Genomic DNA, 13139 nt, shown 5'->3' with positions numbered 1-13139 from the left:
GGCTCTTCTCCATTACTGAGACAGTTGTGCTATTAGTATTTTGATTACGCTTTCGCGAAAGCGCAATTAAAACCTTTCTTACTTTGCGTTTTGAGCTTCTCTCACCATTTTAAACAGGTTAGAAGAATAGACAAAGTTTGTCACATCTTTATTATCTGTTTTAAAAATCTCGTGACGCGTTCCTTCCCAAGCGAGATGGCCTTTTTGTAAATATACAATGTGATCACCTATCTCCATTACAGAGTTCATATCGTGGGTGTTTATGATTGTGGTAATATCATATTCTATAGTAATCTCACGTATGAGATTATCTATTACCGTTGCCGTATTTGGATCAAGACCAGAGTTGGGCTCATCACAAAAAAGATACTTAGGGTTGTTTACAATAGCACGGGCTATGGCAACACGTTTTTGCATTCCTCCAGAAATTTCTGAGGGAAGTTTATGGTTTGCATTTTCGAGATTTACACGCTGTATCACTTCATTTGCTCTGGCGATGCGTTCCTTTTTTTTCATTTTGGTAAACATCTTGAGCGGGAAAGCGATGTTCTCTTCTACCGTCATAGAGTCAAAGAGGGCACTCCCTTGAAAAACCATTCCTATTTGCTCTCTCAGGTCACGTTGCTGCTCTTCATTAAGATCTGAGTATGCATTACCGTCATAAATGATCTGACCGCTATCTGGCTTGTGAAGACCTAACATTGTTTTTAAGAAAACCGTTTTTCCAGATCCAGACTGACCAATGATTAGGTTAGTTTGACCTGGTTTAAATGTGGTAGAGAATCCCTTGAGAACCTCAACATCTCCAAAACCTTTGCGTATGTTTTTTACCTCTATCATCTAGCTTAGTAATAATTGAGTTACTATAAAGTTTACAAGGATAATTGCAACACTAGTCCACACAAAGGATGTTGTACTGGCCTTACCTACCTCTAGTGCTCCTCCTCTCATAAAATACCCGTGATATGAGGGTATGGTTGCTAGTAAAAAGGCAAAAAGGAATGTCTTGAAAAAGGCATAAAATAATTGGAATGGTATAAAGTCTTCTTGTAGCCCAGATAAAAAGGCATCATTTGAGGTAAAGCCTCCGTAAACTGCAGCAGTATATGCGCCTATGATGCCTAAGAACATTGCTATTGCAATCACAAATGGATATACAAGCATTGCAACGATTTTAGGAAATATGAGGTAGTTAAGAGAGTTGATACCCATAACCTCTAGGGCATCTATCTGTTCTGTTACACGCATTGTACCTATACTAGATGTAATAAAAGACCCTACCTTACCTGCCATAATAATAGAGATAAATGTAGGTGCAAATTCTAGTATAACAGACTGTCTTGCTGCAAACCCTATAAGTGACTTTGGGATAAGAGGATTATTAAGGTTAAGCGCTGTCTGTATAGCAACTACACCTCCCACAAAGAAAGATATAAATGCTACAATACCTAGAGAGCCTATAATAAGGTCGTCTATTTCTTTAAAAATAAGATCGCTCAATACCTTACCTTTTGTAGGTTTTACAAAGGTGTCTTTGATCATTATAAAGTACGCTCCTATAGAGTGTAGGTATGACATTGAAGTAATTTAGAAAGCTAAAGTAGGGATTTATCAGTATGTTAAAATAGTATTTAAGATACCTTTATGAATACCTACTCTTTTATAAGAGCTTTAATCTTAGTGTAAATTGCGGTATTTTCATAAATACCCATAAACTCTGCAGCGCCCGGGCCATAAGCAAAAACAGGTACCATAGTAGCACTGTGACCACCAGTAGAAAATGAAGGGTTTATTTTATTATAGTCTCCCTCATCAGATGCGAGGGTAAAACCTCCCGTCTCGTGGTCTGCAGTTACGACTACAAGTGTATTTCCATCTTTTACGGCATAGTCAAGTACTTGACCTATTACAGTATCAAAATCTATAAGCTCGCTTACTAGATATTCTCCATCGTTATTATGTCCACCCCAATCTACTTGAGAGCCTTCTACCATTAAGAAAAAACCTTCTTTGTTTTTTGAGAGTCTTTTTATTCCCAGTTTTGTAGCATCATAAAGAAAAGAACCTCTGCCTTCTAGTACTTTAGGCATTCCTGAGTCTGCAAGTAAAAAGCCGTATTTTTTTGAGGCTTTCATTTTAAGTAAAGGGTCAAGACGATCTAAGTACATCTCATATCCAGAACCTTCTAGGGCAGCAACAAGATTATTGCCATCTTCTCTGTTTTCAAAAAACTTACGTCCTCCACCGGCAAAAAAGTCTACACCAGATGAGACAAGATCTTGAGCAATCTCAAGTTCCATTTTTCTATATTTCTGGTGTGCATAAAAACTTGCAGGCGTCGCGTGTGTAATCGTTGAGGTGGCAATAACACCAGTTGCAAAATTTCTTTTCTCCAGGTCTTCAAGTATAGTAGGTACAGCTATGGTATCTGTATTTACACCTATAGCTCCATTATATGTTTTTACTCCTGCAGAAAATGCTGTTGCTCCAGCTGCAGAGTCTGTTATAAGGTCACTGGCAGATGAAGTTTTAATAAGCCCTATGTGTTTAAATCTGTCATAGTTAGACGGCTGTGAGTTGTAAAACTGACTTGAAGAGATCTGACTTAAACCAGTTCCGTCTGCTATCATAAGGATAACATTTTTTGGTTTTTTGTTTTGTGCTGTGGTCTTTACAGAGGCGCAAGAAATAGTAAGCCCAATAAGGCAAAGAGATAGATATTGTGTAAAAGAGGTAAACTTCATTATGAGTCAATTTTTGTAAATGTAGTTAATGTCTACGGTACTGTTTTAAAGAAAAAGTTAAGAATTAGAGCCCTAGCTTTTTTCTTATACCAGCCCAGCGGGTAGTTCTTATAAAAGCACCCTCCTGTGGAGTCACGAGGTATTCTTTTTTTGCAGCTTTTGCTTTAAGATAGCCACTTATATAGTCTTTGAGCAATTTTATATTACCTTTTCTTTTAGCGAGCTTGGTAGATGCTATGAGTGTGAGTATAAGGCCATAGCGCATACCATAAAACGCTTCGCCTTGTTTGTATTGTGCACTTTTATTATAGGTATTTCCGGTAGGTTTAAGATGTTTTACGTGCAGAGTATCATCTGTGTGAATCTCCCATTTATGATATTTTGCGAGTAGCTCATCTATAGTATCCCATCCCATAGCTTTCTTTATACCGCCTATATCTTTAAAACAAGCTTTGCGGTATGCCTTGAGTGCACCTCTTATATGATCTTCATTAGTAAGGTTTTCTAGCTGCCATTTTCCGTCTTTTTCAATGTAACAGAAACCGCCTGCCATTCCAATAGCGTTGTTTTCTGTAAAAGCATTATTTACCTTTTCTATGTAGTTAGGCGGAAAAATGAGATCTGCATCATACTTGCAAATCACATCATACTCATCGTCTAGGCTTTCAAAACCTTTATAAAAAGCGTTTATGACTTTGCTTCCTGGTAGATGCTTGTCGCTACTTGTGATGTTGAGTAGGTGTATGTATGAGTGCGCTTTCGCGAAAGCGGAAACAATCTCGGCACTATTATCTGTGCTTTGGTCATTTACGACTACCACTTTTTTAGGAAGATGCGTTTGCGCTACCAAAGATGCAAGCGTCTGACCAATAAAAGCCGACTCATTGTGACAAGGGATGACAATATAAAAATCCATCTTACTTGCGAGTGGCGTAAATCAAATAATATCGAGGCGTAAAGAGACGTAGCAAGGGGCGGAAGCCTAGCTTTTTTACGGGATTAGTAAACTTCTCACGCTTTTGTATCTCCCATCCAGCCTTTTCAAATAACCAGTCAAACTGCCAGTCTTCAAACTCGTGATAATGTCTGTCCCACATATCTGTTTTAGATCTGTAGGCTGGAGAGAACCATAATTTGAGAGGCACGCTCGCCACTATCTTATTTGCTTTTATGTCTTGCAATACGGTAAAAGGAGAGAGTAGATGTTCAAAAATTTCAAATGCCGTAACGACCTCTGCATCTGCATTTTTTACAGCGGTGGTGTCTAGATCTAGGTCTTCGCCAGTTGTGTTTTGTACGTTGTAACCTTCACGCTCCATATATGCTACAAAGGGATTGCGCACGCCCAAGTCAAGTATGCTCTGGTCTGTGCTTACCACATCTTTTAAAAAATGTAGCGTGTGCTTATAGCGCTTGTTTGGAAACGTGTTTTCGTACAAGAATAATTGATTAAATGGTTATGCTTGATAATTTATTTACAAAAGTAAAGGTTGTCTAGTAACGATAAATCATCGCATTGATATTCATCCCCGCACCTACACTTGCAAAAATAACAACATCACCTTTGTTAATCTCGTGATTTTCTAACGCGCCTTGACGTACAAGGTCAAAAACGGTAGGTACTGTAGCAACTGAGCTGTTACCTAGTTTATTTATACTCATAGGCATAATGTGCTCTGGCATTTCTAAATCGTGCAGTTTGTAAAAACGACTCACGATAGCCTCGTCCATTTTCTCATTTGCCTGATGGATAAATATTTTCTTTACCTCGTCTATGCTACATCCGCTTTTTTCTAAACAAGACTTCATAGCTTGAGGGACTTGTGTAAGGGCAAAGTTGTAGATCTTGCGACCGTACATCTTGATGTATTTTGTGTCTTGGTTTGCCTCTGCGTTATATGAAGAGCCATTAAAGAGGAAGTAAGCCTCATCATAGGTAAATGTAGCCGTCTCAAAAGCAAGTATACCTGTATCGCTGTCATCTTCTTCTATGACACTAGCCCCAGCGCCATCACTATAAATCATACTATCACGATCGTGATCATCTACCACTCGAGATAACATCTCTGTACCTATAACCAGACATTTTTTTGCCATACCAGCCTTAATAAATGCTTGAGCTTGTATAACACCTTCAATCCATCCTGGGCAGCCAAAGAGGATATCATAAGCCACACATTTAGGGTTTTGAATACGTAAGTTGTGTTTTATACGTGATGCAAGACTAGGTACAATATCACTAAAATTTGAACCCTTTTGTACATCACCATAATTGTGAGCACAGATGATATAGTCTAGTGTTTCTGGATCTATTCCTGCATCTTTAATCGCACGCTCTGCAGCTTTTGAACCTAAGTCTGAAGAGTTCATCTCGCTAGGTGCGTAACGTCGCTCTTCAATTCCTGTAATGGCTTTAAATTTTTCTATAATAATTCCATTTTCTGAAGTTATTGCAGAGCCGTCCATATTCAAAAATGTATGATTTTGGAACTGGTCGTTTTTTTGAATCACATCAGGTATAAAACTGCCTAAACCTGTAATTTTAATTGCCATAAAGGGTGTTTTGTAATCTGGTAAAGTTACTAAAATGTATCGGGATAGCGGTGAGGCTTTGTTAATCTGACTTATTTTATGAAATCTATAATTTTCAACCTATTAAACGCCATTTAAAGCGAGTTATGATACGCACTTACACTATCATTGATATATTGTTAATTTTAAATAATGTTTTATACTTTTTCTTATAATATAAATGGTCTAAAGCATACGCTTTAGACCATTTCATTAATAGATTAGATAGGAGGGTTAGGCCTCCATATATTCTTCTATAGGCGCACACGTACATATTAAATTACGGTCACCATATGCATCATCTACACGGCGTACGGTAGGCCAGAATTTATTTTCGGCAACGTAGCTTAGTGGGTATGCTGCTTGCTCTCTACTGTATGTAAAGTCCCAAGTATCTGCTGTGAGCATTGCTAGGGTGTGAGGAGCATTTTTCATAATATGATTAGGCTCATCTGCCGTAGCTGTTTCTATCTCTTTTCTTATTGATAACATCGCATCACAAAAACGATCTAGCTCTTCTCTGCTTTCACTTTCTGTAGGCTCTATCATAATAGTTCCTGCAACCGGAAATGATACTGTAGGTGCGTGAAAACCATAATCCATAAGTCGCTTTGCAATATCTGTCACTTCGATACCTTTTGCTTTAAACGGGCGGCAGTCTATAATCATTTCGTGAGCTGCGCGACCGCGTTCTCCTACATAAAGACACTGGTAAGCACCATCTAGTCTTTCCTTAATATAGTTTGCATTAAGGATTGCATACTCAGTAGAGTGACGTAGTCCTGGTTCACCTAGCATAGTGATATATGCATAAGATATTAAGCAAGCTAGAGCAGACCCCCAAGGAGCAGCACTTATGGCTGTAATAGCTTTATCTCCTCCGGTTGTAATTACAGGGTTAGATGGTAAAAATGGAACTAGTTGCTTTGCAACACAAATAGGTCCTACTCCTGGACCACCGCCTCCGTGAGGAATAGCAAAGGTCTTATGTAGGTTAAGGTGACACACATCTGCACCTATCGCACCTGGGTTAGTAAGGGCAACTTGTGCATTCATATTTGCACCATCCATATATACCTGGCCACCGTTATCGTGTATGAGTTGCGTGATTTCTTTTACAGCACTCTCATAAACACCGTGTGTAGATGGATATGTAATCATAAGTGCGGCAAGATTGTCCTTATGCTTCTCAGCCTTCTCACGTAAGTCGTCTACATCAATGTTTCCATTTTCTAGCGCTTTAGTTACCACTACTTTCATACCTGCCATTACTGCACTTGCAGGATTTGTTCCGTGTGCAGAAGATGGAATGAGGCAAATGTTTCTATGGCTGTCTCCACGAGACTCGTGGTATGCTCTTATAACCATAAGACCTGCATACTCACCTTGTGCACCAGAGTTAGGTTGTAATGAAGTGCCTGCAAAACCAGTGATTTCGGTAAGTTGATCTTCTAGTTTTTTAAGCATTGTCTGGTACCCTTCTGCTTGGTCTAATGGTGCAAATGGGTGCATATTCCCCCACTGCGGATCAGAAAGTGGTAGCATTTCAGAAGCAGCGTTAAGCTTCATCGTACAAGACCCTAAAGAGATCATTGAGTGATTTAATGATAAATCTTTACGCTCAAGTTTTTTGATGTAACGCATTAACTCTGTTTCAGAGTGGTATGTGTTAAAGACTGGAAGCGTTAAAAATGATGTCTCACGTGCTACTGCTTCAGGTATCGCATTTCCTTCGGCGATTTCTGTTACTGTGATTGTTTCTTTTGAGTACGCTTTCGCGAAAGCGGAAATAATATCATTTACATCTTGAAGTGTTGTTGCCTCGTGTATAGATATGGCCACTGTCTCTGCATCTGGATAGTGGAAGTTAATCTCCATCTCTTGAGCCACTGCAGCTACCTTTGCAGCATCTGCCTTAATCTGGATAGTGTCAAAGTAACTCTCGTTTACTTGATATAATCCTAATTTTTCAAGTGCATCTGCTACAGTTGCCGCAGTATTGTGTACTTTATTTGCTATATTTTTTAATCCTTCTGGACCGTGATAAACACCGTACATACCTGCCATAACTGCAAGTAGTACTTGTGCGGTACAAATGTTTGACGTTGCTTTATCGCGTTTGATGTGTTGCTCGCGTGTTTGAAGTGCCATACGTAGAGCACGCTTACCATCTGTGTCTTTTGTCACACCGATGATACGGCCCGGGATACTTCTCTTATAAGCTTCCTTAGTTGCAAAGTATGCGGCGTGAGGACCTCCGTACCCTAGCGGAATACCAAAACGTTGTGTGGTACCTACCACCACATCTACTCCAAACTCGCCTGGAGCACGTAGTTTTACAAGGCTTAATATATCTGCAGCGACGGCTACTTTAATTTCGGCAGCATTTGCTTTTTCTACAAAGGCAGCATAATCATATACTTTTCCAGATACTCCTGGGTATTGTAAAATAGCCCCAAAGTATTCACTAGAAAAGTCAAAGTCTTCGTGCTTACCTACTACAAGTTCTATTCCTATAGGAGTAGAGCGTGTTTGTAGTAATGACAGCGTTTGTGGTAATATCTCTTCAGACACAAAAAACTTGTGTACACCTTCCTTCTTTTGTGCACGACTACGTACAGAAAATAGAAGTGCCATAGCCTCTGCAGCGGCTGTTGCCTCATCAAGCAGGGAAGCATTTGCAAGCTCCATACCCGTAAGGTCTGTAATCATAGTCTGGTAGTTGAGCAAAGCTTCAAGTCTTCCTTGTGCAATCTCTGCTTGGTACGGCGTGTATGCCGTATACCATCCCGGATTTTCTAAAATATTACGTTGAATTACTGCAGGAGTAATCGCTTGATTATACCCTAGACCTATAAATGATCTGTATACTTTGTTTTTGTTAGAAAGTGCAGTAATGTGAGCAGCAAACTCGTGCTCACTTATGGCTGGATCTAATGATAATGGATTGTCGAGTCTGATGTTATCTGGAATGGTCTCAAAAATGAGTTGTTCCATAGTCTCAACTCCTACGGTTTTAAGCATCTCTGGGAGATCACTTCTACGTGGGCCTATGTGGCGTAATGCAAACGAATCTGTATTCATCGTATTGATTTATTTAAGGATGCACAAAAATAATGCAATGAAACCGATTTTTAGTACATAATTCACAATGGGAGTACTAATGTTTTCAACCATATAGGTGGCTTATTAACAGTTGTAGTACTTTTGTCTAATGCAGCGCATAAAACGTCTTTTTGATTTTTATATAAATAGTAGTACTCACGTGAGTTTATCTGTTGTAGCACTAGGTTGGATTACCTATTTATCATTAGACATAAACGTTAATTTTATGGTGCTAAGTTTTTTGTTTTTTAGCACAGTGACGGGATATAATTTTGTTAAATATGCCGAAATAGCTGGTTTACATCACCGTAGTCTAGCACAATCCCTAAAAACAATCCAGATATATTCGGTTATATGTGGAGTAGGTATGCTGGTAACTTCCTTATTTATGTCACTAGAGGTGTGGGTTGCCTGTGGCATACTGGGGCTTGTGACGCTGCTGTATGCTATCCCTTTTTTTATGCCAAAAAACACAGCTTCACAAGTAAAAGGAAATTTGCGTAGTGTAGCTGGTCTCAAGATTTTTATAATAGGTGTCGTGTGGAGTGGGGTTACCGTAATCTTGCCGGTCTTGCAAGATGGAACTATTACTTGGGATGTAGGTGTTATATGTGTACAGCGCTTATTATTTGTGCTAGCGCTTATGATCCCTTTTGAAATACGAGATATGGTTTTTGATAATCTAGCTCTCAAAACTTTGCCTCAAGTAGTGGGTGTAAAAAAAGCCAAAATCATTGGAGTGACCTGGCTTTTATTATGCTGTATATTAGAATTCTTTAAAGATGAATTTAATCTTGATACCTTTTTAAGTCAGCTGTTTATTATGATGGTAACTAGTATTTGTATCTACCTATCACAAAAACGCTCTGCGGCTACAATGTACTTTTCTTCCTTTTGGGTAGAAGGAATACCATTATTATGGCTGTGGCTTGTACTTGTGATTAACTATTTGAGCTATTAAGCTGTTCTTGGAGGCGTTGTTTCATAACCTCTTTTTCAGAGGTACTTACCGTTTGCACAGTAGGATTATTTACAGCCTTCGTGAGTTTAGAATTTCTCATAGAGTATTTTCTACAAGCACGGCAGTAAATAAGGTGTATATTGAGACGCACCTTTTCCAAAAAAGTAGCCTCTTTATACTGGTTCTTGTCGCAAATGTGGTTAGCCTCGTGACATTCTGTTTTTAATTTCATTTCTTAAAATTTAGACCCTTGAGAGGGTTTCTTTTTAACTATGTAATCATATTGATTACGATTTTTTTATTCAGCTTGGGGTTATAGCCAGTCTTTTTCCATACAATTTGCCATAGCCGTTCGGGCTCTGTGTATGATCACCCAAAAATTAGACGGAGTAATATCAAATTCATTACAAATGGCTTCAGTATCAAAGTCATCTATAGTTTTCATCTTAAAAATACGGGCTTGTTTTTCTGGTAGTTTACCTAAGCAATTAAAGATTGCCTCGCCTAGCTCTACGTTTTGTATGCTATCTTCAGCTGTTTTATCAAAGGGGTCTGCTACGCGTTCTTCTAGCCAGTCGCCTTCACTTTCTTCATCCTTATAATTTATACGTACTTCTGCCTTACCCTTTTTAGAGTTGCTCTTACGATAATGATCTATAATTTTACGTTTTAAGATCGAGATGAGCCAGGTGCGCTCTGTCGCCTCACCCTTAAAATTCTTCATAGATTTTAATCCTGCAAGAAATGTTTCGGAAATAAGATCTTGTGCCACTTCGCGATCATTTACACGGGCAATCGTATAATTAAAGAGGTAGTCAGAATATTGATCTACCCACTTTGTTGGGTCTATTTGATTAGTTGCCATAAAGTAAAGGTCGCATTTGTAGGATGTAAATAACAGCTAAATATAAAATTTTTCTTTTGAACAGTATTTTTACGCTTTCGCGAAAGCGGAATCTCCACCGTTTTCTAGTGTGTATTTGAGATGCGCGTTCCTTTTCTTAATAAGACGAGTTAAATAATTATAGAGGATTGTTTTATCAAAAAAGTCTCCAGCAAGACCATATGGAGTTTTATAAGTAATGATATCCTGCATTTTAGTGCTACCATTCTGGTCTATGAAAATGTGCTTGTGGTGGAAAGATTTAAACCTACCTTTAATCATTTCATCTACAAAGGTTGTATAGGGTTCGTACTCTGTAATAAGACTCGCGTACGTTAACCAGAGGCCGAAATGTTTTCCTCGCCAGGTAACTGTTTCACCCTTTTTAATACAACCAGAAGTTACACCTGCTATCGCTTTTTCTTGCGATTGATCCATAGACTGCATATGAAAGTCTATGTTGAGCGATAGTTTAAAAACAGCCGCTACCGGAGCATTAATTATGGTTTCAAGTTGTATGGTGCTCATAGTTATTAAGCTAGTAAGTTATATAGTGCTTTCTTTAATTCTGGGTGTGTAAACGTAAATCCAGCTTTTATTAACCGTTCTGGTATCACATACCTGCTTTTAAGAAGTAATTCGGTTTCTGTTCTAATGATAAAAGCTCCTATCTCTAAAAGTGGTTTTGACGCAGGCAGACCAAAGGGAACTTTCAAAACAGATCTCATATACCTCATAAGTTCGCTATTAGTTGTGACCATAGGGGAGACTATATTAAATGGCCCTTTTAAAATATCGTTTTTAATTAAAAAGTCTAAGCTTCGCACAAAGTCATCTTGATGTACCCAGCTGAATTTTTGTTTACCATCGCCTTGTTTGCCACCTAGATCTAACTGAGTTATTTTTTTGATAGGTTGTAGTGCTCCTCCATCCTTCCCTAAAACGATAGAAGTGCGTAGCGCAACTTTGCGAGTAAGTGGAGTATCGCTGTCAAAAAAAGCTTGCTCCCACGCCTTTGCAACTTCTACAGAAAAGCCAGTGCCTACCTCACCATTTACCTCTGTCATAGGTGTTTCTAGCGAGTGTCTGTATATAGTAGCTGTAGATGAGTTAAGCCACACCTGTGGCGGATTGCTGCACTGAGAGATAGCCTTACCTATAATGGTTGTCGTGTCTACTCGTGAGTTTAAAATTGCGTCTCTGTTCTTTTTGTGATAACGACAGTCTACAGATCTACCAGCCATATTTATGACAACATCTGTATCTTCAAATTCGTTTTTCCATCCTGCTATATTTTTTGCATCCCACAGTACTGTACGAACATTGTGAGAAGATGCTTTTTGCTTTCGCGAAAGCAAAACTATTTCCTCAAATTGATTTTGAAAGTGGTTAATAAGTATACTGCCTAAAAAGCCACTACCGCCAGCGATTATTAATTTTTTCATCATTGCCTAAATTGTTTTATTTGATACGATTGATATGTCTTTTTCTTGCGAGGTAAGTGTATACTCGCTCTGCTTGTAGGTGAGTATTAAAAAGTAGATGCTTAGAGCAATGCCTAGTATGATAGGAAGCCAAAACAAGAAGTCAAACGATGAGAAATAGTTTAAACATAAAAGAAGCGAAAGGCTCAAGACTGTTACAACTCCATATATTATAAAGTACTTCTTAAGATGGGGCGCTACGTCAGACCAGCGAAATAGGAGGTACACAAAGCAACATAATTGTATGGCACCAGTTATGGGCAGGAAAAGTAGTCCGCCATAGACTGTTATAAATAAAATCGCATTAGTAATAATAAGCGTCTTGTTGATTAGGAATATTGTTTTCATTATTATCAGTTTAAAAGAGATGAGACATTATTAATAAATAGAATTGTAAAGACTACTGCAAAGAGCACAAAAAGTATATTCATACAATAGCCTCCTATTTTGAAAATTTTATCTTTAGGGATATCATACATAGGGTAGTATGCAATCTGTGTAGCTACTTTACCTACCCAGTAAGCTGCGATTAACCCTGTGAGAGCTATTGCTAGTTTGCTTTGGTTTTGTAATTCATTTGTAAGAAGTATTGCTATAAGTCCAAAAGAAAAGTTTAAACCCTGTATATACCTACCGTAAGTTTTTGCAATTTCTTGATTGAGTGGTTTTAATTTTTTCACATCAGTATACCAGTCAAAAACGCGATGGCGGATATATGGATATATCAATGCTGTAAAAATCTGGCCTATACCGCCTATAATAATTAACCAATTTGGAATGGGAATATTCATAATATTTATATTTCAGAAATTATTGAAACTTTAAGTGAAATAAAAAGCACTTTTACAGTGCCCCTTAAATGTTGAGGTTAACAATTGTTACTTCATTAACTTCATAATTGTTTTTGTAATCCAGCTTTCTTTATAGTCTGTAATTTTTTCTAGCATACTATCTGCCCTAGATACAAACTCATAAAGCTCTGCCGTTTTGGTCTTGAAGTGGGCAGCCTCTGTAGAGCCTGTTTCTTCTATACTACTTACTTCTTGCAGGACACGTAGCGTAGGTTTTATCTCTCTCTTGCTTCTTTCTTTGGCTATTTTTCTAGCAAGCTCATCTATGTTACTTTCGGCTACAAAATACTCTCGGCGTTCACCCGTTTTATACTCTTTAAAGATAATTCCCCAGTCTATAAGTGCTCGCAGGTTCATACTTGCGTTTCCTCTAGAGATATAAAGCTCGCCCATAATATCTTCCATACTGAGCGCCTCTGGAGACACCATAAGCAAGGCGTGTATTTGAGCCATTGTCTTATTAATACCCCATTGCGTACCTAGCGCTCCCCAAGTTTGTATAAACTTATTTTTTGCTTGATCAAATTCCATACGTCAAAT

General features: G+C 38.3%; 15 protein-coding genes. 1 reads left to right on the top strand and 14 read right to left on the bottom strand.

Features of this window, described 5'->3' with window-relative positions; genetic code table 11:
* Positions 1-78: 78 nt before the first annotated feature.
* From ABVM49_RS01795 to gcvP, 7 genes are all read right to left on the bottom strand, one after another.
* Positions 79-840 carry an ABC transporter ATP-binding protein gene (locus ABVM49_RS01795; RefSeq protein ID WP_375252423.1) on the bottom strand — a complete coding sequence of 254 codons (762 nt, stop codon included), beginning with the start codon at positions 838-840 and terminating at the stop codon, positions 79-81.
* Positions 841-1578 carry an ABC transporter permease gene (locus ABVM49_RS01790; RefSeq protein ID WP_038599464.1) on the bottom strand — a complete coding sequence of 246 codons (738 nt, stop codon included), beginning with the start codon at positions 1576-1578 and terminating at the stop codon, positions 841-843.
* A 74-nt stretch (positions 1579-1652) separates the two neighbouring features.
* Complete coding sequence (locus tag ABVM49_RS01785) at positions 1653-2744, bottom strand: alkaline phosphatase (protein ID WP_405202770.1); 1092 nt, start codon at positions 2742-2744, stop codon at positions 1653-1655.
* A gap of 64 nt (positions 2745-2808) precedes the next feature.
* A complete protein-coding gene (locus ABVM49_RS01780; protein WP_405202769.1) occupies positions 2809-3660 on the bottom strand; it encodes a glycosyltransferase family 2 protein in 852 nt (283 codons plus the stop codon).
* 1 nt (position 3661) lies between these two features.
* Positions 3662-4183: a methyltransferase gene (locus ABVM49_RS01775; protein ID WP_405202768.1), complete on the bottom strand. Its 522-nt coding sequence runs from the start codon at positions 4181-4183 to the stop codon at positions 3662-3664.
* 55 nt (positions 4184-4238) lie between these two features.
* Entirely contained in the window at positions 4239-5297 is a 1059-nt protein-coding gene (locus ABVM49_RS01770; protein ID WP_405202767.1) for a 3-oxoacyl-ACP synthase III family protein, read from the bottom strand.
* Between the two features lie 252 nt (positions 5298-5549).
* Positions 5550-8399, bottom strand: coding sequence for an aminomethyl-transferring glycine dehydrogenase (gene gcvP, locus ABVM49_RS01765; protein ID WP_405202766.1), 2850 nt, complete (start codon positions 8397-8399; stop codon positions 5550-5552).
* 130 nt (positions 8400-8529) lie between these two features.
* Here gcvP and ABVM49_RS01760 point away from each other — a divergent pair, with 130 nt between their 5' ends.
* Positions 8530-9381: a hypothetical protein gene (locus ABVM49_RS01760; RefSeq protein WP_405202765.1), complete on the top strand. Its 852-nt coding sequence runs from the start codon at positions 8530-8532 to the stop codon at positions 9379-9381.
* Here ABVM49_RS01760 and ABVM49_RS01755 read toward each other — a convergent pair.
* The 7 genes from ABVM49_RS01755 to ABVM49_RS01725 all read right to left on the bottom strand — a co-directional run bounded on the left by ABVM49_RS01755 (position 9362) and on the right by ABVM49_RS01725 (position 13130).
* Positions 9362-9613 (bottom strand): hypothetical protein, encoded by a 252-nt coding sequence (locus ABVM49_RS01755; protein ID WP_375252430.1) that lies wholly within the window; start codon positions 9611-9613, stop codon positions 9362-9364. The two genes, ABVM49_RS01760 and ABVM49_RS01755, sit on opposite strands and share 20 nt — an antisense overlap.
* Positions 9614-9694: 81 nt before the next feature.
* A complete protein-coding gene (locus ABVM49_RS01750) occupies positions 9695-10246 on the bottom strand; it encodes a sigma-70 family RNA polymerase sigma factor (protein WP_405202764.1) in 552 nt (183 codons plus the stop codon).
* Between the two features lie 69 nt (positions 10247-10315).
* Positions 10316-10792: an SRPBCC family protein gene (locus tag ABVM49_RS01745; protein ID WP_405202763.1), complete on the bottom strand. Its 477-nt coding sequence runs from the start codon at positions 10790-10792 to the stop codon at positions 10316-10318.
* A gap of 5 nt (positions 10793-10797) precedes the next feature.
* On the bottom strand, positions 10798-11712 hold the full coding sequence (locus ABVM49_RS01740) for a TIGR01777 family oxidoreductase (RefSeq protein ID WP_405202761.1): 915 nt from the start codon (positions 11710-11712) through the stop codon (positions 10798-10800).
* Positions 11713-11715: 3 nt separating this feature from the next.
* Positions 11716-12096 carry a hypothetical protein gene (locus ABVM49_RS01735; RefSeq protein WP_405202760.1) on the bottom strand — a complete coding sequence of 127 codons (381 nt, stop codon included), beginning with the start codon at positions 12094-12096 and terminating at the stop codon, positions 11716-11718.
* A gap of 5 nt (positions 12097-12101) precedes the next feature.
* The gene (locus ABVM49_RS01730; protein WP_299150621.1) at positions 12102-12539 is read right to left on the bottom strand and encodes a hypothetical protein; all 438 of its coding nucleotides are present in this window, start codon (positions 12537-12539) and stop codon (positions 12102-12104) included.
* Positions 12540-12626: 87 nt separating this feature from the next.
* Positions 12627-13130 carry a GbsR/MarR family transcriptional regulator gene (locus ABVM49_RS01725; RefSeq protein WP_298351593.1) on the bottom strand — a complete coding sequence of 168 codons (504 nt, stop codon included), beginning with the start codon at positions 13128-13130 and terminating at the stop codon, positions 12627-12629.
* Between the last annotated feature and the right edge of the window lie 9 nt (positions 13131-13139).

Origin of the sequence: Dokdonia sp. LLG6352-1, assembly GCF_045055815.1 — a bacterium.
GTDB classification, from domain to species: Bacteria; Bacteroidota; Bacteroidia; order Flavobacteriales; family Flavobacteriaceae; genus Dokdonia; species Dokdonia donghaensis.
This window is presented reverse-complemented; position numbering and strand designations above follow the sequence as displayed.